Genomic DNA, 21,971 nt, shown 5'->3' with positions numbered 1-21,971 from the left:
AGGGATTCGAAGACACGCACGGAAAAGTCACTTTGGAGTGAACCCGCGTCAGCTCGCTGACCGCCGGGTCGGGGTGCGTAATTCTTGCCGGGTCCCGAGCATGTCTCCTCTGAGGGGTCCCCACCTTGAACGGCAACAACTTCCGCATGCCCGCACGCCGTCTCGCGACCGTCGCGGCGGCCACGGCCCTGGCCGCGGGTCCCGCGGTCCTGGCCGGCGCGGGCTCCGCGCACGCGACCGGTGACCAGGGGCGGGCGAGCGCCGTCGTCCTGCGCACCGGGCTCGACGTGTCGCTGCTCAACAAGACCGTGAACGTCCCGCTCGCGGTCTCCCTGAACGAAGTGCAGGCGCCGCAGAGCGCCGAGAAGACCACGCTGAGCGCGACGCTGGAGGGCGTCGACGGCGGCCGGCCCTTCAGCGTGCTCGACGCGCAGGTGGCCTCCGCCAAGGCGAACGTCACCGCCACCAGGGCCGAGGCGTCCACCACCCTCGCCCACGCCAGGCTCCACGTCCCCGGCCTGCCCCTGCTGTCGCTCGTCGAGCTCGGCACGGTCACCTCCAAGGCCACCTGCGAGGCAGGCAGGACCCCGACCGCCACCTCCCAGCTGCTGGGCCCGGTGACCGTGCTCGGCAAGAAGGTCACGCTCACCGCCGGCGGCCCGACCGAGGTCGCGGTCCCCGGCGTCGGAGAGGTCCGCCTCGACCTGTCCAGGACCGAGACGGGCACCCGGACGGCGGCCGCGACGGCCCTCGAACTCCGCGTCTCCATCAACCCGTTGAAGCTCAACGTCGCCGAGGTCGAGGGCACCCTCACCCTCGCCAGGGCCACCTGCGAGGCCCCGGTCCCGACCCGCGAACCGGCCGAACCCGCCGGTGACGTCAAGCCCCAGGGCGGCCCCGCCGAAGCCGGGCTGGCGGAGACCGGCGGCAACTCCCTGACGCCGTACATCGCGGGCGGCGCGCTGGCGCTCGTCGTCGCGGGCGGGGGAGCGGTCGCGTACACGCGGCGCGGCAGGAGCTGACCCACCGGGCGCGGCCCGGCAGTCAACCGCCCCTCTGTCCCAGGGGCGTTGGCCGCCGGGCCTCTACGCGTCGCGGGCGGGTCAGCAGTCCGCCAGCGTCATCGCCTGGTCCAGTGCCTGGAGGAACGCGTTGACCGTCGCCCGGTCCCGCACCGCGAGGCGCAGCCACTTCTCGTCGAGCCCGGGAAAGGTGTCCCCGCGCCGCACCGCGAAACCGAGGTCACGCAGATGCCGCCGCACCGCAGCGGCCCTCGGATGCCGTACGAGGACGAAGGGGCCCTCGGCGGGTTCGGCGACCTTGAGCCCGTCCGGGCCGAACTCCCGCAGCCCGGCGACGAGATGGGCCCGGTCCGCGGCGACGCGGTGGGCCGCGTGGGCCGCCTCGGCCAGCGCCCGCGGCTCCACGCAGGCCTGGGCCGCCGCGAGGGCCGGCGTCGACACCGGCCACAGGGGCTGGGCCCGCTCCAGGTCCGCGATCATCTCCGGGGCGGCCAGGACATAGCCGATGCGCAGGCCCGCCAGGCCCCAGGTCTTGGTCAGGCTGCGCAGGACGACCAGACCGGGCACGTCCGTGCGCCCGGCCAGGGCCTCCCGCTCGCCCGGCACCGCGTCCATGAACGCCTCGTCCACCACCAGCGTCCGCCCGGGGCGCGCCAGTCGGGCGATGTCCTCGGCCGGGTGCAGGACCGACGTGGGGTTGGTCGGGTTGCCGATCACCACCAGATCCGCGTCCCGCGGGACCGCCGCCGGGTCCAGCCGGAAACCGTCCTCCTCCCGCAGGAGCAACCGGTCGACCGGGTGACCCGCGTCCCGCAGCGCCGCTTCCGGTTCGGTGAACTGCGGGTGCACGACCAGGGGCTGACGCGCCCTCAGGGCGCGGGCGAGCAGCACGAAGGCCTCCGCCGCACCCGCCGTGAGCAGGACGCGCTCCGCCGGGAGACCGTGCCGGGCCGCCACCGCGGCCCGCGCCCGGCGGCCGTCTGGATAGGCCGCCAGCCCGGTCAGCGACGCGGCGATCCGCTCCCGCAACCACACCGGAGGCGTGTCCGCGCGGACGTTCACGGCGAGGTCGGTGAGCGCGGCACCGTCGTCCCGGACCTCGGCGTCACCGTGGTGGCGCAGGTCGTGGGCCCCGGTACCGGCTCTGTCAGTGCGCATGGGAGGGGGAACCGTGGTGGTGGTGCCCGTGGTGGTGATGGTGACCGTCGTCGTCGGGGTGGAAGTGCGGCTGCTGGGGCAGGCCGACCTTGTCCTCGAAGCCGGGCAGTGCGATGCGGTACACGCACGAGTCGCAGTTCATCCGCAGATCACCCTCCAGCGCCTCCCGGTACCGCTCCATCACCAGGTCGAGCAGCTCCGGCTCCGGGCCGATGACGTCCGCCGAGCGCACCTCCACCTCCGGGTGCGCGGCCGCCCAGTCCTCGGTCTGCTGCCGGACGCGGTCCGGGAGGATGCCGGTGAAGAGGAAGTAGGGGAGCACCACGATCCGCCGGGCGCCCAGCCGCACACACCGGTCGAGCCCGCTCGGCACGTCCGGCGCGGCCAGCGACACGAACGCCGTCTCCACCCCGGCGTACCCGCGGCCCTCCCACAGCAGCCGCGCCGCCTTGTACACCTCGGCGTTGGCGTCCGGGTCGGTCGAACCGCGCCCGACCAGCAGCACGGTGACGTCGGACCGGTCACCGGGGGAGTGCGAGGCGCCCCCGAGCGCCTCGTCCAGGCGGCGCTCCAGCACCGACAGCAGCGCCGGGTGCGGGCCCAGCGGACGGCCGTAGGTGTACGAGATCCCGGGGTGCCGCTCCTTCTCGCGGGCCAGTGCCGCCGGAATGTCACCCTTGGCGTGACCGGCCGAGACCAGCATCAGCGGAACGGCCGCGAACCGCCGGACGCCCTGCTCCACCAGTTCGGTGACGGCATCGCCCAGCGGCGGCGGGGACAGCTCGATGAAGCCGCCCGCCACGGGCAGCTCCGGGTTGCGGCGCCCCAGCTCCCGGACGAAGTCGCGGAACGCCTCGGCTCCGGCGTCGTCCCGGGTGCCGTGGCCGGCGATGAGCAGGGCGGGCGGCGGGGTCGTCACGATGTCTCCTCGGTGGATACGGGGTGGTACAGCAGGGCGTTGAGCGCGGCCGAGGCGACGGCCGACCCGCCCTTCTCGGACACGTTGCTCACGGCGGGCAGCCCGCTCTGACGCAACGCGGCCTTGGACTCGACGGCGCCGACGAACCCGACGGGCAGGCCGATGACGAGCGCCGGTGCGGCGTCCAGGGTCAGCAACTCCTCCAGCGCGGTCGGCGCGTTGCCGATCACCCAGAGGGCGCCGGGCCCGACCTGCTCGTAGGCGAGCCGGATCGCGTGCGCCGAACGGGTCAGCCCGGGACCGGCCTTGGCGTCGCGCAGACGGCAGACGGTCTCGCGCCGGGTGATGCCGGCCGCGACCATCTCCACGTCCACGACGACGGGCGCGCCCCCGTGAAGGGCGGCGTGCGCCGCCGCCAACTCGCCCTCGTCCATGACGAGATCGTCGGCGTACTCCAGGTCGGCGGCGGAGTGGACGACCCGCTCCACCACCGCCCGGGTCAGCGGCGGGAAGTGCGAGGTGTCCAGGCGGGCGCGCATCCGCCGGTAGGACTCCACCTCGATCGGATGGACCTCTCGGATCACCGGACACCCTCCTCTGCGGCCTGCCAGCGGTAGCCACGCGGCGTCACCATGCGCCCCGCGATGTCACGCGTCGCCGTGTTGCCCACGGTCACCACTGTCATCATGTCGACCGTCGCCGGATCCAGGGAGCCCAGTGACGTGAGCCGACTGGACTCGTCCGGCCGGGACGCGTTCCGTACGACACCGACCGGCGTGGTCGGCTCCCGGTGCTCGGCGAGGATCGCGAGGGCCTTCGGCAGCTGCCAGTCCCGGCCGCGCGAGCGGGGGTTGTAGAAGGTGACCACGATGTCCGCCTCGGCCGCCGCGCGCACCCGCCGCTCGATGACCTCCCACGGGGTGTGCAGGTCGGAGAGGCTGATGGACACGTGGTCGTGGCCCAGCGGGGCGCCCAGGATCGCGGCGGCCGCGAGGGCGGCGGTCACCCCCGGTACGCCGATCACGTCGATGTCGTCGGAGGCCTCGGCGAGCGCGGGGGAGGCCATGGCGTACACGCCCGCGTCCCCGCTGCCGATCAGCGCGACCGCCTGACCCTTGCGGGCCTCCGCCACGGCGGTCCGGGCCCGCTCCTCCTCGGCCCCGAGCCCCGACTCCAGGATGCGGGTGCCGGGCCGCAGCAGGTCCCGGATCTGGTCGACGTACTGGTCGAGCCCGACGAGGACGGCGGCGCGCCGCAACTCGGCCTTCGCGCGGGGCGTGAGCAGGTCCCGGGCGCCGGGACCGAGCCCGACGACCGCGAGCCGGCCGCGCGCGGGACGCCGTACGACGGCACAGGTCGCCATGGCGGGCCGGCCGTCCGCACGCTCCGACTTCCGCTTGGGGACGAGGAGTTCGCCGCCCGTGACGAGCGCGGCGGCCTCGGCGACCGAGGGCGTGCCCACGGCGGCGAGGGGCGCGTCGGAGGGGTTCGGCACCTCGACGGCCGCCAACTCCTCGGCGGAGTACGTGACCAGGGGAACGCCCAGCCGGGCCGCCGCCCCGACGATGCCGGGCTCTTCGGACTTGGCGTCCACGGTGGCCAGTTCGGCGACCGACGCGGCCGACAGCCCGGCGTCCCGCAGCACCCCCTCGACCAGGCTCAGCACCTCGTCCACCGGCGCCCCCTTCGAGGCACCGACCCCGACGACGAGGGACGGCGGCCGCAGCACGACCTCGCGCGCGGCGGCCTCGACGAGACGGTCGGTGAGCCGGACGGTGTACTCGCCCTCCTCCGCGACGGTGAGCGCGGGCAGCGGCCAGGACACCTCGGCCTCCAGCGCGACCCGTTCACCGTCGAGCAGCGCTCGCGACACGGCGGCGACATCGCCCTCCACCGGGAACCCGAGCGTGTCCAGCCCCGGCAGTCCGACGGCGTCCGTGGCCGTCGTCACCACGGGCTCCGCGCCCAGCACCTCCCCGACCTCGCGGGCGAGTTCGTTGGCGCCGCCGCCATGCCCGCCGACCAGCGACACGGCGAACCGCCCGCCCTCGTCGACGCACACCACGCCCGGGTCGGAGGTCTTGTCGCCGAGCAGCGGCGCGACCAGCCGCACCACGGCACCGGTCGCCAGGAAGCACACGAGCTGCTCGCACTCCGCGAACGCGGCCCGTACGGCGTCCCCGACGGGACCCTCGTACACACGCGTCCGCTCCGGCCACGCAGCGGCCAGCCGGTCCCGCGCAGCCGCCCCCGCCGAGGTGGCGGAAATGAGGCCGATCACAGAGCAACTCCTTCTTCAGGGACGGGGATTCGGACCCCCCACAACAGAAAAACAGGATTGGTGGCCGCCAGCCGGGTCACGTCCCCCGGCAGCGGCGCGAGCCGCGAGGACTGCAACAGCACCCCGTCGCAGCCGAACCCGGCGCCGGTGAGCGCCTCGCGCACCGCCGGGACCCGGTCGAGCGCGGCCATCGCGACGACGACCGTCCGCCGGGCCCGCCGCGCGCACGCGGTGACGATCGCGGGCAGCTCACGCCCCCCACCCCCGACGAACACGGCGTCCGGATCGTCGAGATCGGACAGCACGGTCGGCGCCGCCCCGTGCACGGCCCGTACGTCGACGCCGTGCGCGGCGGCGTTGGCGCGGATCCGCTCGACGCCGTCCCCGGTCTTCTCGACCGCGGTGACGGCGGCACCGAGCCGCGCGCACTCCACGGCCACCGAACCGGAGCCCGCGCCGATGTCCCAGACCAGGTCACCGAGCCGGGGACCGAGCCGGGCCAGGGCCAGCGCCCGCACCTCGAACTTGGTGATCATCGAGTCGCGGTGGGTGAACTCGCCCTCGTCCAGGGCCCATCGGGCAGGTCCGGCGGGCGCCCCGGCGACCGTCCGTACGCCGCCCGGGGCCCGCGCCTCGTCCAGGCACAGCACCACGCTCACCGACGTGCCCCAGTCCCGGGCGGCGGCCTCGGCGGGCGTGACCCGCTCGACGCGCTCCTGCGCCGACCCGAGCGCCGAGGCCACGACGAGGATCCGCCGGTCGGCCCTCAGGGCGGCGCCGATCTCCGCGGGCCCGGCGCCGGGCCCGGTCAGCACGGCCACCTTCGGCCGCGCCCGGCACACGTTGACGGCCGTCCGCAGCTCCCGCCCGTGCGCGCTGACGACCACGGCGTCGTCCCACGGCAGTCCGGCCCGCGCGAAGGCGGCGGCGACGGAGGAGACCCCGGCGCGGACATCGAGCCGATGCCCGCCGAACCGCTCGGCCAGCACCCGGACGATCCCGAAGAACCCGGGATCACCGGAGGCCAGCACGACCACACGGTCCTGCTTGTCCAGATGCCGCTCGATGACGTCCAGCGCGGGCGCGAGCGGCCCGAGGACGACCTGCTCGACGTCCCCGGGGACGGCCGCGGACGCCAGATGGCGCCGTCCGCCCACCACCAGCCGGGCCCCGGCCAGCACGTCGGCGGGGACCGGTGCCCCCGTCCCCGTGCCGAAGACCGTGATCATGTACTCGCACCCCGCTCACGCAAGGCCTTGCGGGCCTCCGGGTCGGCCTTGCGGTACCCGTGGAAGTGGCCGGGGTGGTACAGGTGCGACCGCGTGCCCTCGGCGCCGAGCGCCGGGCCGACCAGGAAGAGCGTGTGCTTCCAGAGCTTGTGCTCCTTGACGGTCTCCTCCAGCGTGGCGATCGTGCACCGCACGACCAGCTCCTCGGGCCAGGTGGCCTGGTAGGCGACGACGACCGGGGTGGAGGTCGGATAGCCGCCCTCCAGCAGTTCCCGCACGAGCTGCCCGCTGCGGGCGGCCGACAGGAAGATCGCCATGGTGGTGCCGTGCTTGGCGAACTCCCGTACCTCCTCACCGGGCGGCATCGGCGTCTTGCCGCCGCCGAGCCGGGTGAGGACGACCGACTGGGCGACCTCGGGAATGGTCAGCTCGCGCTGTGCGAGGGCGGCGACGGCGGAGAACGCGGAGACGCCGGGGACGACCTCGGTGGCGATACCCCTCCGCGCACACCGGTCGAGCTGCTCCTGGGTGCCGCCCCACAGGGCGGGGTCACCGGAGTGGATACGGGCGACCCGCAGCCCCTCGGCGGCGGCCCGCTCGTAGACGGCGACGACGTCCTCCAGGGACATGGTCGCCGAGTCGAGGATCTCGGCGTCCTCACGCGCGTGCTGGAGGACCTCCTCCTGCACCAGGCTGGCCGCCCAGATCACGACGTCCGCCTCGGCGATCGCGCGCGCGGCACGGAACGTCAGCAGGTCGGCGGCGCCGGGGCCGGCACCGACGAAGGTCACCTTGCCGGTGGGGGCGTCGGCCATGGTTCGGGGTCCTCTCGAACGAAGTTTCACGGGGATTCACAAGGGATCTGGATGTGCGCGCACCGGGGCTCATCGGATACGAAGGGCACATGGCGGTGTTCGTCGCGCTCGGCGCGTTCCTGATGACGTTGGCGGGCGGCTGGACGGCGCAACGCGTGACGGACCGCCGCCACCTCGTGCTGGGCCTGGCAGGCGGCCTGATGCTGGGCGTGGTCGGCCTGGACCTGCTGCCGGAGGCACTGGAGGCCGCGGGCAGGGAGGTCTTCGGCGTCCCGGCGGCACTCCTGCTGTTCGTGGCCGGCTTCCTGTTGGCCCATCTGGTGGAACGACTGCTGGCCGCCCGTCAGGCGGCGCACGGGGCCGAGGAGCACGAGGGCCGGGTCCCCGAGGTCGGCCTGACGGCCGCGGCGGCGATGGTCGGCCACAGCGCGATGGACGGCGTGGCGATCGGCGCGGCCTTCCAGGTCGGCGGCGGCATGGGCACGGCCGTGGCCCTGGCGGTCATCGCCCACGACTTCGCGGACGGCTTCAACACGTACACGATCACGACCCTGTACGGCAACGCCCGCCGCAGAGCCCTCGCGATGCTGTTCGCGGACGCGGCGGCCCCGGTTCTGGGAGCGGCGTCCACCCTGCTCTTCACGATCCCGGAGCAGCTGCTCGGCGCGTATCTGGGCTTCTTCGGCGGCGCGCTCCTCTATCTGGCGGCCGCCGAGATCCTCCCCGAGGCGCACCACGAACACCCCGCCCGCTCGACCCTGTTGTGCACGGTCGCGGGCGCGGCGTTCATCTGGCTCGTGGTCGGCATCGCCGACTGAGCCCGCTCTCGCGGAGATCACAGCTTGCCGCCCCGGCCGCCGTCGCGCGGGGCGGGCGCGATGAGCGTGGAGAGATAGGGCAGCGGCTCGCCGTCCAGCTCGCGCGCGGCCCGCACGGACTCCTCGGGCAGCCCGAGCGCGGACCCCCACACCGCGTCGTCGATCCGCCCGGTCTCCCGCAGCGCCTCGACGACCTCCCGCGCCTGCCGACCGAACTTGTACGCCACCACGGTCCCCGGCCCGGCCAGGGCCTCCTTGAGCGCGGCGGCCCCCGCGGTCACCGGCACCAGCGTCAGCGGCTCGGTCCCCTCGGTGAGCACGGCACCGGAACGGGCGGCGAGATCCTGCATGGCGGTGATGCCGGGCACGGTCTCCACGACGGTCCCCGGCACGAGCGCGCCGATGGTGTGGGCGAGATAGGTGAAGGTGGAGTACACGTTCGGATCGCCGATGGTGGCGAAGGCGACGGCGGAATGCTCGCCGAGCAGCTGGGCCACCCGCTCCCCGGCGGCGTCCCAGGCGGCCTCCCGACGCCCCCGGTCGGTCCGCTCGTTGAGCGCGAACACGACCCGCAGGACCTTCTCGGCGGGCACGTAGTGCAGCACGGTCGCCTCGGCCCGCCCCCGCTCCCCAGTGTCCATGACGGGGACCACGACGACATCGGCGGCCCGCAGAGCGTTGACGCCCTTGACGGTCACCAGCTCGGGATCGCCGGGGCCGACCCCGACTCCGATCAGCTTGCTGCTCATGACGTCCGGCACCTCTCGACGAACCTACGGGCGACACCGGGCTGCGACGCCCAGTGCGTGTGCAGATAACTCGCGTGCACACCTCGCTGTACAAAACCCTCGACCCGCCGGGGAGGGGTGCGCACACCCCAGGCGGGGGCCGCCCCCGAGCCCGGCTCGACGACGGTCCGATGGAACTCGTGCCCCCGCATCCGCGTGCCGGCGACGGCGAGCACGCTGTCACCGACGGCCACGGCGTCCCGGTACCCGAGCGTGAGCCGCTCGGTCATCCGCGCGGACGCGTCGAGCACCCCGCACATGGGCCGCCCGTCCAGCTCACGGCAGAGGTAGAGCAGCCCGGCGCACTCGGCGGCGAGGGGAGCACCGCTCTCCGCGAGGGCGGTGACGGCCCTCCGGAGCGGCTCGTTGGCGGACAGCTCGGCCGCGTACACCTCGGGGAAACCACCGCCGATCACCAACCCGCGGGTACCGTCCGGCAGTTGCTCGTCCCGCAGCGGATCGAACGTGACGACCTCGGCTCCGGCGGCGGTGAGCAGCTCGGCGTGCTCGGCATAGGAGAACGTGAAGGCGGGCCCACCGGCGACGGCGACCACCGCATGCCTGTCGGTGCTGTGCTCGGGGGCCTCCCAGGCCGCGCCCGACCACGCCCCCGCGCTCCGGGCCAGCGACAGCAGCCCTTCCAGGTCGCACCCGCGCTCGACCTGAGCCGCCATCGCCGCCACCGCCTCCACGGCGGCGGCACGCCGCTCGGCGACCGGCACCAACCCCAGATGCCGCGACGGCGTGTCCACCTGGACCGTCCGCCGCAGCACACCCCACACCGGCATCCCGGCCGAGTCCAACGCCTCCCGCAGCAACTCCTCATGCCGGTCGGACGCGACCTTGTTCAGGATCACGCCCCCGACCCGCACCTCGGGGTCCCAGGAGGCGAAGCCGTGCACCAGCGCCGCCACCGACCGGGACTGCGACGAGGCGTCCACGACCAGCACCACCGGCGCCCGAAGCAGCTTCGCCACATGAGCGGTGGAGGCCAGTTCACCCTCCCCGGCGGCCCCGTCGAACATCCCCATCACCCCCTCGACGACGGCGATGTCACACCCGCGCGCCCCGTGCGCGAACAACGGCCCGATCAACTCCGGCCCGCACAGATACGCGTCGAGGTTCCGCCCCACCCGCCCGCTCGCGAGCGCGTGGTACCCGGGATCGATGTAGTCCGGCCCGACCTTGTGCGGGGACACGGCAAGCCCCCGCGCGGCGAACGCGGCCATCAACCCCGTGGCAACGGTGGTCTTGCCGCTGCCGGAGGACGGCGCGGCGATGACCAGCCGAGGGACGGAAGCACTCACCACTCGATGCCCCTCTGGCCCTTCTGCCCGGCGTCCATCGGATGCTTGACCTTGGACATGTCGGTCACGAGATCGGCGAAGTCGACCAGCTTCTCCGGCGCGTTGCGCCCCGTGATCACCACATGCTGCGTGCCCGGCCGGTTTCTGAGCACGTCGATGACCTCGTCCGTGTCCACCCACCCCCAGTGCAGGGGATAGGCGAACTCGTCGAGCACGTAGAGCTGGTACGTCTCGGCGGCCAGGTCCCGCTTGACCTGCTCCCAGCCCTCGCGGGCCTTCTCCTCGTTGTCCATCTGCTGATCGCGCTGCACCCAGGACCAGCCCTCGCCCATCTTGTGCCAGTCGACGGACCCGCCCTCCCCGGACGCCCCCAGCACCCGCAGCGCGTTCTCCTCGCCGACCTTCCACTTCGCCGACTTGACGAACTGGAACACCCCGATGGGCCACCCCTGGTTCCAGGCCCGCAGCGCCAGCCCGAAGGCGGCCGTCGACTTCCCCTTGCCGATGCCCGTGTGCACGACCACCAGCGGCCGGTTACGACGCTGACGGGTCGTCAGACCGTCGTCCGGCACCACACTCGGCTGTCCCTGCGGCATTACGCGGCCCTCCTCTGTACGTCCTTCACGAGCCCGGCGATGGAGTCCGCCCGCAGCTCGTCCAATGTCACGGCGGTGCCGCCCAGTTCACCGGCGAGCTGCCCGGCGAGCCCGAGCCGCACGGGCCCCGACTCGCAGTCGACGACGACGCAGGCGACGCCGTCGGCCGCGAACAGCCGCGCCGCCCGCCCCGCGAGCGCGACCGGCTCGGGCCCACCCGTGGCCCGCCCGTCCGTCACCACGACCACCAGCGCCCGCCGAGCCGGATCCCGCAACCGCTCGACCCGAAGCACCTCGTGCGCCCTCAACAGCCCCGCGGCGAGCGGCGTACGCCCACCGGTGGGCAACGTCTCCAGCCGGGCCGCCGCGGCGTCCACGGACGACGTCGGAGGCAACGCCACCTCGGCGGCCGCCCCCCGGAACGTCACCAGCCCCACCTTGTCCCGCCGCTGATAGGCGTCCAGCAGCAGCGACAGCACAGCCCCCTTCACCGCGCCCATCCGCTGCCGCGCCGCCATCGACCCGGAGGCGTCCACGACGAACAGCACGAGGTTCCCCTCGCGCCCCTCCCGCGTCGCCTGCCGCAGATCGTCCCGGCGCACCACGAGGCCGGGCCCGGACCGCCCGCGCGCCCGCTGATGCGGGGCGGCGGCCTGCACGGTGGCCGCCAGATGCAGCTTGGTCAACGCCCCCCGCGGCCGTCGCGCACCCGTGGTCCGCCCCTGCTCGGTCCGCGCCCGCGAACGCCGCCCGGCCGCCCCCTCCCCGAGCCCCGGCACGCTGAGCACCTTGGTACGGAAGGGCTCTGCGGCCCGTACGGCGGACTGCTCGCCCGCACCGGCACCGGCGGGCTGCGGCTCGCCGCCCTCGCCCTCCTCGGGGCGCGCACCCTCGTCGCCGCCCTGCGGACCGGAGTCCGGCGACGGCTGCCCGCCGCCGCCCCCACCGGGGCCGTCCGGATCGGGATCCTCGTCGCCCTCGCTGTCGCCGGAGAACTCCTCCAGCGTCTCGTCGAGCTTGTCCTCGTCAAGTCCCGGCGCGTCAAAGGGATTACGCCGACGCCGATGCGGCAGCGCGAGCAGCGCGGCCTGCCGCACGTCCTCCGCCAGCACCTCGGTCCGCCCCGCCCAGGCCGCCAGCGCGGTGGCCGTCCGCGCCATCACGATGTCGGCCCGCATCCCGTCCACCTCGAACGCGGCGCAGGTCGCCGCGATCTGCCGCAGCGCCCCGTCACCGAGCCGCACCGACGGCAGCAACTCCCGCGCGGCGACGATCCGTTGCCGCACCGCCGCCTCCTCGTCGGCCCAACGCGCCGTGAACCCGGCCGGGTCGTCGTCGTACGCCAGCCGGCGCCGGACGACCTCCACCCGCTGGTCCGGCTCCCGCGAGGCCGCGACCTCGACGGTCAGCCCGAACCGGTCGAGCAACTGCGGCCGCAGCTCGCCCTCTTCGGGGTTCATGGTGCCGACGAGCAGGAACTTCGAGGCGTGCCGCACGGAGACGCCCTCCCGCTCCACGTAGGAGGCGCCCATGGCGGCCGCGTCGAGCAGCAGGTCGACCAGGTGGTCATGGAGCAGGTTGACCTCGTCGACGTAGAGGATCCCGCGGTGCGCGTCCGCGAGCAGCCCCGGCTCGAAGGCCTTCACGCCCTCCGCGAGCGCCCGCTCGATGTCGAGGGCGCCGACGAGCCGGTCCTCGGAGGCGCCGACGGGGAGTTCGACCATGCGGGCGGGGCGCGCGACGCCGTTGCCGGCCTCGTGCGGCCCGTCCGGGCACGCGGGGTCCGGCGTGACCGGATCACAGGAGAAACGGCACCCGGCGACGACCGGCACCTCCGGCAGCAGTGCCGAGAGCGCCCGCACGGCCGTCGACTTGGCGGTGCCCTTCTCGCCGCGCACCAGCACACCGCCGACCGCCGGTGACACGGCGTTCAGCAGCAGCGCCAGCCGCAGGTCGTCCTGACCGACCACGGCCGTGAACGGAAACGGGGTACTCACTTCTCGTCGCCCTCCAGATCGCCTTCGAGCTCCAGGTAGGTGGCGCGCAGCCGCTCCAGCGTGTCCGCGTCCGGCTCCGCCCACAGCCCGCGGTCCGCCGCCTCCAGCAGGCGCTCGGTGATGCCGCGCAGCGCCCACGGGTTGGACTTCTTCATGAAGTCCCGGTTCTCCGCGTCGAAGACGTACTCCGCGCTGAGCTTCTCGTACATCCAGTCGTCGACCACGCCCGCCGTGGCGTCGTAGCCGAAGAGGTAGTCGACGGTCGCCGCCATCTCGAAGGCGCCCTTGTAGCCGTGCCGCCGCATGGCCGCCATCCAGCGCGGGTTGACCACCCGGGCCCGGAAGACCCGGTGGGTCTCCTCGCCGAGGGTGCGGGTCTTCACCTGGTCGGGGGTGGCCGAATCGCCCACGTACGCCTCGGGGTTGGCGCCCGTGAGGTGGCGGACCATGGCGACCATGCCGCCGTGGTACTGGAAGTAGTCGTCGGCGTCCACGAGATCGTGCTCCCGCGTGTCGACGTTCTTCGCCGCCACGTTGATCCGCTTGAACGCCGTCTCCATGTCCCCGCGCGCCGCCCGCCCGTCGAGCCCGCGCCCGTAGGCGTAACCGCCCCACACCGCGTACACCTCGGCGAGGTCCGCGTCCGAGCGCCAGTTCCGCGCGTCGATCAGCGGCAGCAGACCGGCGCCGTACGCGCCCGGCTTGGAGCCGAAGATCCGGGCCGTAGCGCGCCGCCGGTCACCGTGCTCGGCGGTGTCCTCGTCGGCGTGCGCCTTGACGAAGTTCCGGTCGGCGGGCTCGTCCAGCTCGGCCACCGTGCGCACGGCGTCGTCGATCAGCCCGACCACGTGCGGGAACGCGTCCCGGAAGAACCCGGAGATACGGACGGTGACGTCGACACGGGGACGGCCGAGCTCCTCCAGGCCGATGATCTCGAAGCCGGTCACCCGCCTCGACGCCTCGTCCCACACCGGGCGGCAGCCCAGCAGCGCGAGGATCTCCGCGATGTCGTCGCCCTGGGTGCGCATCGCGGAGGTACCCCAGACCGTCAGCCCGACGGACTTCGGGTACTCGCCGGTGTCCTGGAGGTAGCGCTGGACCAGCGAGTCGGCGAGCGACTGGCCGACCTCCCAACTCAGCCGGGACGGAATGGCCTTGGGGTCGACGGAGTAGAAGTTGCGGCCGGTCGGGAGCACGTTGACCAGGCCGCGGGTGGGGGAGCCGGACGGACCGGCGGGGACGTAACCGCCGTCGAGCGCCTTGAGGATGTGGTCGATCTCGTCGGTGGTCCTCGCCAGACGCGGTACGACCTCGGTGCAGGCGAACTCCAACACGGCGACCGCTTCGGGGAGTTCGGTGCCGAGCACGTCACGGACGAGAGCCGGGACGAGCGTGACGTCCCAGTCGCGTGCCTCCATGCCCTCCGCGACCCGTCGGCACAGCTGCTCCAGCAGGTCGATCGCGTCGGCGGCCGAACGGGACGGCCCGTCGACGAGCTCCGTCAGCTCCACCGGCACCTTCACCGGCGCGCCCGGCTCGGCCAGCAACTCCTTCTCCACCAGCCCGAAATGGGCCGCGAAGGACGCCCTGAGGCCGGGCAGCGCGTTCGCCTGTCCGCCCCACACCTGCGAGGCCCGCAGCACGGCGAGCACCAGGTTGACCCGCGCCTCGTCGACCGGGCCGCCGCCCAGGATGTGCAGTCCGTCCCGGATCTGCACGTCCTTGATCTCGCACAGATAGCCGTCGATGTGCATGACGAACTCGTCGAAGGCGTCGTCGTCCGGCTGGTCCTCGACATGCAGGTCGTGGTGGAGTTCGGCCGCCTTCACCAGCGTCCAGATCTGCGCCCGCACGGCCGGCGCCTTCACCGGGTCCAGGTCGGAGACGAGCGCGTACTCGTCGAGCAACTGCTCCAGCTTGGCCAGGTCGCCGTAGGTGTCGGCGCGGGCCATCGGCGGCACGAGGTGGTCGACGACCGTGGCGTGTCCGCGCCGCTTGGCCTGGGTGCCCTCGCCGGGGTCGTTGACGATGAACGGGTAGATCAGCGGGAGTTCACCGAGCACGGCGTCCGGCGCGCAGCCGCCGCTGAGCCCGAGCCCCTTGCCGGGCAGCCACTCCATCGTGCCGTGCTTGCCCATGTGCACGACGGCGTCGGCGCCAAAAGAGTTCTCCAGCCACCGGTACGCGGCCATGTAGTGGTGCGACGGCGGCATGTCCGGGTCGTGGTAGATCGCGATCGGGTTCTCGCCGAAGCCGCGCGGCGGCTGGATCATCACGACGACGTTGCCGAACTGGAGGGAGGCGAGCACGATGTCGTCCCCGTCGACGTACAGCGAGCCGGGCGGCTCACCCCATGCCTCCAGCATGGCGTCCCGCAGCTCCGGATCGAGCCTGTCGAACCACGCCCGGTAGTCCGCGAGCGGCACCCGCGCGGGCGCGGCGGCCAGTTGCTCCTCGGTGAGCCACTCGACATCGTGGCCACCGGCGTTGATGAGCCGGTGGATCAGCTCGTCCCCGTTGTCCGGGTGCCCCTCGACGAAGTAGCCGGCGTCCCGCAGCGCGTCCAGCACCCGCACCGCCGAGGCCGGGGTGTCCAGGCCCACCGCGTTGCCGACACGTGAGTGCTTGGTCGGGTAGGCGGTGAAGACGAGCGCGAGCTTCTTGTCCCTGTTCGCCTTGTGCTTCAACCGGGCGTGCCGCACGGCGATCCCGGCGACGCGCGCGGCCCGCTCGGGGTCGGCCACGTACACCGGGACGTCGTCCGGGCCCTGCTCCTTGAAGGAGAACGGGACGGTGATGAGGCGTCCGTCGAACTCCGGGATCGCGACCTGCATCGCCGCGTCCATGGGGGACAGGGCGGCGTCGGACGCGTCCCAGGCCGCCCGGGACGACGTGAGGCAGAGCCCTTGCAGCACCGGCACGTCGAGGTCGGCGAGCGCCCCGATGTCCCAGGCCTCCTCGTCACCGCCGGCGGAGGCATGCGAGGCGTGGGCGCCGCCGGCGGCGAGGACGGTGGCGACGAGGGTGTCGGCCTGGCCGAGGATCTCGTACAGCGCGGCGTCGGCCCCGCGCAGCGAACCGCAGTACACGGGAAGGGCGTTGGCGCCGCGTGCCTCGACGGCCTCGCAGAGGGTGTCCACGAAGGCGGTGTTGCCGCTGAGTTCATGGGCCCGGTAGAAGAGCACGCCGACGGTCGGGCGGCCCTCCTCGCGGGCGTACGAGCCGTGGACGCCGAACTCCGGCATCTTCTGCGGCTCGACGAACCCCTCACCGGTCAGCAGCACGGTGTCGGAGAGGAACCGGGCGAGTTCGGTGAGGTTGTCGGGGCCGCCCTCGACGAGGTACTTCAGCGCCTCCGCCACCACACCGGCCGGCACGGACGACTCGGCCATCAACTCCGCGTCCGGGACGGACTCCCCGCCCAGCAGCACGGTCGGGATCCCGGCGGCCTTCAGCGCGGCCAGCCCGTCCTCCCAGGCACGCTTGCCGCCGAGCAGCCGTACGACGGCGATGTCCGCGCCCTCGACGAGCGCGGGCAGCTCCTGCGCCACGTCCACGCGGGTCGGGTTGCCGATCCGGTAGTCGGCACCGGAAGCGGCGCGGGCCGCCAGCAGGTCCGTGTCGGCGGTCGACAACAACAACACTGTGCTCATGCGGGCGCTCCCGGTGGAATGAAAGGCAGTCCTTGCGGCGCGCCGGACTCGATGAGCCGCCACAGCGCGTCTGTGTCCGCGTGCTGTTCGATCAGGTCGCCGAGCCGGTCGAGCTGCTCCTCGCGCAGCGCGGCGAACGAGGTGTCGGGCGCCGGCACGAAGCGGCGGCCCGCGGCGGCCGCCACCTCGCGCAGGAACGCCCGCCGGAACCCGTCCGACTCCAGCGACCCGTGCCAGTGCGTGCCCCAGGTCTGTCCGACCCGGCAGCCGTCCAGGCTGTGTCCCTTGTCATCACAGATGAACGCCTCCCCGCCGCTGACGTCGGCGACCCCGTGATGGATCTCGTACCCGGCGACGTGCTCGCCGAGGGCCTCGCCTTCCGGCCGGGTGAGGGTCTTCTCGCGGGCGAACCGCACCCGTACGGGAAGCACTCCGAGGCCGTCGACCGCGCCGGCGCGCGACTCGACCTCGTCCTCGATGTGCTCGCCGAGGATCTGGAACCCGCCGCAGACGCCGAGGATCGGGCGCCCCTGTGCGGCCCGTGCGGTGAGGGCGTCGGCCAGGCCGCGCTCCCGCAGCCACTCAAGGGCCCGGACGGTTCCCCGGGTGCCGGGGATGACGACGAGGTCGGCGTCGGCCAGTTCCTCCGCCCGGTCCACGAACCGCACCACGACACCCGGTTCGGCGGCCAGGGCGTCGACGTCGGTGAAGTTGGACATGAGCGGGACCGCGCAGACGGCGACGCGCAGGATGTCCTCGCCCACGGGCGGGGCGGTGTTGGACTCCCGGACGGTCCCGCGCAGGGACACCCGGAGCCCGTCCTCCTCGTCGATGCCGAGCCCGTGCCGGAAGGGCAGCACGCCGTAGGTGCGCCGCCCGGTGAGGCCGTGCAGCATGTCGAGCCCGGGTTCGAGGAGGGACACGTCCCCCCGGAACTTGTTCACGAGGAACCCGGCGACGAGCCTCTGGTCCGCCTCGGACAGCAGGGCGACGGTCCCGAAGAAGGAGGCGAAGACCCCACCGCGGTCGATGTCACCGACGACGAGCACGGGCAGCCCGGCATTGCGGGCGATGCCCATGTTCACGATGTCGGTGCGCCGGAGGTTGATCTCGGCCGGACTGCCCGCGCCCTCACAGATCACCGCGTCATACGTGCCCCGCAGTTCGGCGAGACAGTCCAGCACGGTGCCGAGCAGCCGCTGTTGGCGCCCGCCGTGGTACCCGCGTGCGCTCATCTCGCCCACCGGCTTGCCGAGCAGGACGACCTGGCTGCTCTGCTCGCCACCGGGCTTGAGCAGCACGGGGTTCATCGACGCGGTCGGCTCGACGCGGCAGGCCTGGGCCTGCATGGCCTGCGCCCGCCCGATCTCGGCACCCTCCCGCGTCACGAACGAGTTGAGGGACATGTTCTGCGCCTTGAACGGCGCGACCTTGACCCCCTGGCGCACCAGCCACCGGCAGATCCCGGCGGTGACAACGCTCTTGCCGGCGTCGGAGGTGGTCCCGGCGACGAGAAGCCCCCCGCCGCTCATGACCTGCGCCCCTTCACGACGGCCCGCGCGGCGACACCCACGCCGAGCGCCAGCAGCCCGACCCGGCGCGACAGCCGTACGGCCCGCTCGATGTCCGTGACCTCCACGGATCGCCCCTCCCCATTCAGCACGGGCCGGTGCTCCACCCGCCCCGCGTACGACAACGTCCCGCCCAGCCGTACCCCGAGCGCCCCCGCGAACGAGGCCTCCACGGGCCCGGCGTTGGGACTCGGATGCCGGCGCGCGTCGGCACGCCAGGCCCGCACGGCACCGCGCGGATCGCCGCCGGCCACCGTCGCGAGTACGGCGGTCAGCCGCGCCCCGGGCCAACCCGCCACGTCGTCCAGCCGGGCCGAGGCCCACCCGTACCGCCGGTAGCGGGGGGACTTGTGCCCGACCATGGCGTCCAGCGTGTTGACGGCCCGGAAGCCCAGCAGTCCCGGCACCCCGGCGACGGCTCCCCACACCAGCGCCCCGACGACGGCGTCGGAGGTGTTCTCGGCGACGGACTCCACGACGGCCCGGGCGATCCCGTCGGCGTCGAGGGCCTGCGGATCCCGCCCGCACAGATGCGGCAGCCGCTCCCGGGCCGCCTCGACGTCCCCGGCGGCCAGGGCCCGCCCGATGACCCGGGCCTCACGCGCGAGCGAGGTGCCCCCGACGACGGCCCAGGTGGCGGCGCCGGTCAGCGCGACGGAGGCGGTACGGGAGGGGCGTAGGACGTGCTGCGCCACGGCACCGAGCGCCACGACGCTTCCGGCGCACACCGCGGTGTGCAGCGCCCCCCAGCCCCGGTGGTCCCGCCACAGCATCCGCTCCACGGCGCCCGCGGCCTGTCCGAACGCGGCGACCGGATGCCCCCGGCGTGGATCACCGAGCAGCAGGTCCCCGAGAAGTCCGGCGGCGGCGCCGTACGCGAAGACGCGATCGGCACGCATCGGCTCAGCCGGCCGTGGGGTCGGGCAGCGACCTGGAGCGGTACCTCAGACGGCAGGCGAGCATGGTGATATGTCCTCACTCAGGGTGTCCACGCCCTGGTTCGACGAGACCGACGACGAGAGTTCCTGGCTCCCGGGGCTACCTACCCCGGTGACAGTGGCGGGACCGCGCCGGACTCGCACCGGCTTCCTCTCCATGCCGTCGTACATGGCCACGGCAGTCCACCACGGGCTCCGAAGGGCCGTCAACTTGCCGTTGACCTGGGGTGGGGGAGTGTGCCGAGGCCCACATACGGGCGGTCGCGGGTGTCACGAAAACGTGGGGTGCGGGACGGCGAACCGTCCCGCACCCCACGGGGGCCGTGCGCGTCGCCTCAGGCGACGATCAGATAGATCCCGTACGCCACCGCCGCCGCGCAGGCGGCGAAGCAGGCGTACGCGGCGGTGACCGCGAGGGCGGCGGAGCCACCCTGGGCCGAGGCCTGTTCCTGGCGGGTCAGGCCCTTGATGCCGAGGGTGAAGAGGGCCACGAGAGCCACGGTGACCACGAGGCTGACGCCGAAGACGGAGCCCAGCGCTTCCCAGTCGATCTTCATGCCGGTGATTCCTTCGTTGACGTGGGGTGCGTGGGGCTCAGACGGCGGCCGGCGGGGCCGGCTCCGCCGTCGCGGCGATCGGGGCGGGGATGGTGGCCGTGAGGTCCTCGGTCACCGTGCCGGTGGGGGGCGGGGTGACCGCGGCGATCGCCGTGGTGACGACGCCGGCCGGCTCCTCGCTCTCGTTGACGTTCGTGTGGTCGACGACCTCGCGGCGCGAGATCTTCCAGATCGCCGCGCTGGAGCCGACGAGGAAGACCGCCACCAGGGCCGTGCCCCAGCTGCCGAGGTCGCAGACGGACTCGGCGATCGCGCCCACGAGTGCCGCGGCCGGGAGCGTCAGGCCCCACGCCACGAACATCCGGGTCGCGGTCGACCAGCGCACCACGCCGCCCTTGCGGCCGAGACCCGCGCCCATCACCGAACCCGAGACCGAGTGGGTGGTGGAGAGGGAGAAGCCGAGGTGCGAGGAGGCGAGGATGACCGTGGCCGCGGAGGTCTGGGCGGCGAAGCCCTGCTGCGGCTGGAGGTCGGTCAGGCCCTTGCCCATGGTGCGGATGATGCGCCAGCCGCCGAGGTAGGTGCCGAGCGCGATGGCGAGACCCGCGGAGAGGATGACCCACATCGGCGGGTCGGAGTCGGGGGCGACGGCGCCGCCGGCGACCAGGGCGAGCGTGATGATGCCCATGGTCTTCTGCGCGTCGTTCGTGCCGTGGGCGAGGGAGACCAGGCCGGCCGAGGCGATCTGGCCCGCGCGGTAGCCCTTCTCGGAGGACTTGCTGCCCGCGGACTTCTTCCCGAGCGAGTACATCAGCCGGGTGGCGAGCAGCGCGGCGATGCCCGCGACCAGGGGGGCCGCGATCGCCGGGATCAGAACCTTGGTGACGAGCACGTCGCCGTGGACGGCACCCGTGCCGGCCGAGGCGATGGTGGCGCCGATCAGACCGCCCATGAGGGCGTGGGAGGAGCTGGAGGGAAGCCCGACCAGCCAGGTCAGCAGGTTCCAGAGGATCGCGCCGACCAGGGCGGCGAAGATGACCTCGGGACGTATGCCGCTCTCGTCGACGAGACCCTTGGAGATCGTGTTGGCGACCTCCACGGAGAGAAAGGCGCCCACAAGGTTCAGCACGGCGGACATGGCCACCGCGACCTTGGGCTTGAGCGCACCGGTCGAGATGGTGGTGGCCATCGCGTTCGCGGTGTCGTGAAAACCGTTCGTGAAATCGAACGCGAGTGCGGTTACGACCACAATCGCGAGGATCAGCGAAAAGTTTTCCATTTACCCAGGCAATCGTTCGAGCGTCATTGGCTCGTTGAACGTAAGCAACCAGGATGAACGGAAGGTGAACTGAGGCGGGCCGCACGGTGACTGGAATCGAGGGTTTCCCCTCCGATCCTCCCGCGCGGCCCGAGCGCCGCCCGAGTCACGCCCCCGGAAGCCGTCCAGCAGGCCGCCCGGACCCCGCCCCGAAGTGCCCCGGCCCGGTCCCGTCGTACGCCCCCACCTGACAGGATCGCCGCATGGGCGAGCAGCGACGCGAGCAGCGGGACGGGCAAGGTGCCGGGCAGGGCGCACAGGATGCGCCGCAGCCGTGGCGGCGGAGCGTGCGCGCCGAGGAGGCGCACGCCTGGGAGGAGCTCGTGGCGACCGCCCGGCGCACCGTCTCCGACGGGCTCGTCGTCGGCACCTCCGGCAACGTCTCGGTCCGTGTCGAGGACACCGTGCTGGTCACCCCCTCGGGAGTGCCCTACGACCGGCTGACGCCCGACGACGTGACCGGCGTCGACCTCGACGGCCGCCAGGTCCTCGGCCGGCTCGTCCCCACCAGCGAACTCCCCATGCACCTCGCGATCTACCGCAGCGGTGACGCCGGCGCCGTCGTCCACACCCACGCCGTCCACGCGACGGCCGTCTCGACGCTCGTCCCGGAGCTCCCGGCGATCCACTACATGTCCGGCGCGCTCGGCGGCGCCGTCCGGGTCGCCCCGTATGCGACGTACGGCACCGAGGAGTTGGCCGCGCACATGCTCCGCGCCCTCGCCGACCGCACCGGCTGCCTGCTGCGCAACCACGGCACGATCACCTACGGCGCCACCCTCGACCAGGCCTTCGACCGCACCGCCCAGCTGGAGTGGATGTGCCGTCTGTGGCTGACGGCGTCCTCGGTACCGGGCCTCAGTCCGACGCTCCTGTCGGAGGACCAGGTGGCGGAGGCCGGCCGGAAGCTGCGGGGGTACGGGCAGCGCGGGTGACGAGGGCCCCGGCCCCCCACGCGTCGCACACCGATCCGCGTCACCCCGACTCACCGCGCGGCACGGCGA

Annotated in this window: 18 protein-coding genes and 1 riboswitch; of the genes, 3 read left to right on the top strand and 15 right to left on the bottom strand. The window is 73.4% G+C overall.

Going from position 1 to position 21,971, the window contains the following annotated elements; all coding sequences use genetic code 11:
• Positions 1-125 precede the first annotated feature (125 nt).
• Positions 126-1,022, top strand: coding sequence for an SCO1860 family LAETG-anchored protein (locus tag ACZ56U_RS29855; RefSeq protein WP_469087066.1), 897 nt, complete (start codon positions 126-128; stop codon positions 1,020-1,022).
• A gap of 81 nt (positions 1,023-1,103) precedes the next feature.
• Here ACZ56U_RS29855 and cobC read toward each other — a convergent pair whose 3' ends face one another.
• The 6 genes from cobC to cobM are packed head-to-tail and all read right to left on the bottom strand — an operon-like array spanning position 1,104 to position 7,424.
• Positions 1,104-2,180 (bottom strand): Rv2231c family pyridoxal phosphate-dependent protein CobC, encoded by a 1,077-nt coding sequence (gene cobC / locus ACZ56U_RS29850; RefSeq protein WP_469087065.1) that lies wholly within the window; start codon positions 2,178-2,180, stop codon positions 1,104-1,106.
• The gene (locus tag ACZ56U_RS29845; protein ID WP_469087064.1) at positions 2,170-3,099 is read right to left on the bottom strand and encodes a sirohydrochlorin chelatase; all 930 of its coding nucleotides are present in this window, start codon (positions 3,097-3,099) and stop codon (positions 2,170-2,172) included. Before ACZ56U_RS29845 ends, cobC begins: the two co-directional genes overlap by 11 nt.
• Entirely contained in the window at positions 3,096-3,683 is a 588-nt protein-coding gene (locus ACZ56U_RS29840) for a precorrin-8X methylmutase (protein ID WP_469087063.1), read from the bottom strand. The genes ACZ56U_RS29845 and ACZ56U_RS29840 overlap by 4 nt, the downstream gene beginning before the upstream one ends.
• Positions 3,680-5,380 (bottom strand): precorrin-3B C(17)-methyltransferase, encoded by a 1,701-nt coding sequence (cobJ, locus tag ACZ56U_RS29835; protein ID WP_469087062.1) that lies wholly within the window; start codon positions 5,378-5,380, stop codon positions 3,680-3,682. Before cobJ ends, ACZ56U_RS29840 begins: the two co-directional genes overlap by 4 nt.
• Positions 5,377-6,609, bottom strand: coding sequence for a precorrin-6y C5,15-methyltransferase (decarboxylating) subunit CbiE (gene cbiE, locus ACZ56U_RS29830; protein ID WP_469087061.1), 1,233 nt, complete (start codon positions 6,607-6,609; stop codon positions 5,377-5,379). Before cbiE ends, cobJ begins: the two co-directional genes overlap by 4 nt.
• Positions 6,606-7,424 (bottom strand): precorrin-4 C(11)-methyltransferase, encoded by an 819-nt coding sequence (cobM, locus tag ACZ56U_RS29825; RefSeq protein ID WP_469087060.1) that lies wholly within the window; start codon positions 7,422-7,424, stop codon positions 6,606-6,608. Before cobM ends, cbiE begins: the two co-directional genes overlap by 4 nt.
• An 89-nt stretch (positions 7,425-7,513) precedes the next feature.
• Here cobM and ACZ56U_RS29820 point away from each other — a divergent pair, with 89 nt between their 5' ends.
• Positions 7,514-8,242, top strand: coding sequence for a ZIP family metal transporter (locus tag ACZ56U_RS29820; protein ID WP_469087059.1), 729 nt, complete (start codon positions 7,514-7,516; stop codon positions 8,240-8,242).
• Positions 8,243-8,259: 17 nt separating this feature from the next.
• Here ACZ56U_RS29820 and cobI read toward each other — a convergent pair whose 3' ends face one another.
• From cobI to ACZ56U_RS29775, 9 genes are all read right to left on the bottom strand, one after another.
• Positions 8,260-8,991: a precorrin-2 C(20)-methyltransferase gene (gene cobI, locus ACZ56U_RS29815; protein ID WP_391230424.1), complete on the bottom strand. Its 732-nt coding sequence runs from the start codon at positions 8,989-8,991 to the stop codon at positions 8,260-8,262.
• Entirely contained in the window at positions 8,988-10,337 is a 1,350-nt protein-coding gene (locus ACZ56U_RS29810; RefSeq protein WP_469087058.1) for a cobyrinate a,c-diamide synthase, read from the bottom strand. The genes cobI and ACZ56U_RS29810 overlap by 4 nt, the downstream gene beginning before the upstream one ends.
• Positions 10,334-10,933, bottom strand: coding sequence for a cob(I)yrinic acid a,c-diamide adenosyltransferase (gene cobO, locus ACZ56U_RS29805; RefSeq protein ID WP_469087057.1), 600 nt, complete (start codon positions 10,931-10,933; stop codon positions 10,334-10,336). The genes ACZ56U_RS29810 and cobO overlap by 4 nt, the downstream gene beginning before the upstream one ends.
• Complete coding sequence (locus ACZ56U_RS29800) at positions 10,933-12,930, bottom strand: putative cobaltochelatase (protein ID WP_469087056.1); 1,998 nt, start codon at positions 12,928-12,930, stop codon at positions 10,933-10,935. The genes cobO and ACZ56U_RS29800 overlap by 1 nt, the downstream gene beginning before the upstream one ends.
• On the bottom strand, positions 12,927-16,583 hold the full coding sequence (gene cobN, locus ACZ56U_RS29795; RefSeq protein ID WP_469087055.1) for a cobaltochelatase subunit CobN: 3,657 nt from the start codon (positions 16,581-16,583) through the stop codon (positions 12,927-12,929). The genes ACZ56U_RS29800 and cobN overlap by 4 nt, the downstream gene beginning before the upstream one ends.
• Positions 16,580-18,115, bottom strand: a complete 1,536-nt coding sequence (locus ACZ56U_RS29790; RefSeq protein ID WP_469087054.1) for a cobyric acid synthase — start codon at positions 18,113-18,115, stop codon at positions 16,580-16,582. Before ACZ56U_RS29790 ends, cobN begins: the two co-directional genes overlap by 4 nt.
• Positions 18,112-19,053: a cobalamin biosynthesis protein gene (locus ACZ56U_RS29785; protein WP_469087053.1), complete on the bottom strand. Its 942-nt coding sequence runs from the start codon at positions 19,051-19,053 to the stop codon at positions 18,112-18,114. The genes ACZ56U_RS29790 and ACZ56U_RS29785 overlap by 4 nt, the downstream gene beginning before the upstream one ends.
• A 101-nt stretch (positions 19,054-19,154) precedes the next feature.
• Positions 19,155-19,295: riboswitch (cobalamin riboswitch) on the bottom strand.
• Positions 19,296-19,427: 132 nt separating this feature from the next.
• Entirely contained in the window at positions 19,428-19,649 is a 222-nt protein-coding gene (locus ACZ56U_RS29780) for a hypothetical protein (RefSeq protein ID WP_469087052.1), read from the bottom strand.
• Between the two features lie 37 nt (positions 19,650-19,686).
• A complete protein-coding gene (locus tag ACZ56U_RS29775) occupies positions 19,687-20,928 on the bottom strand; it encodes an inorganic phosphate transporter (protein WP_469087051.1) in 1,242 nt (413 codons plus the stop codon).
• 242 nt (positions 20,929-21,170) lie between these two features.
• On the opposite strand from ACZ56U_RS29775, the gene ACZ56U_RS29770 reads away from it, so the two are divergent.
• Positions 21,171-21,902 (top strand): class II aldolase/adducin family protein, encoded by a 732-nt coding sequence (locus ACZ56U_RS29770; RefSeq protein WP_469087050.1) that lies wholly within the window; start codon positions 21,171-21,173, stop codon positions 21,900-21,902.
• Positions 21,903-21,971: the final 69 nt, after the last annotated feature.

The sequence above is a fragment of the Streptomyces sp. NPDC034103 genome, from assembly GCF_055575395.1.
The sequence above is the reverse complement of the archived record's forward strand: the minus strand, read 5'-3'. Positions and strand labels throughout refer to the sequence as shown.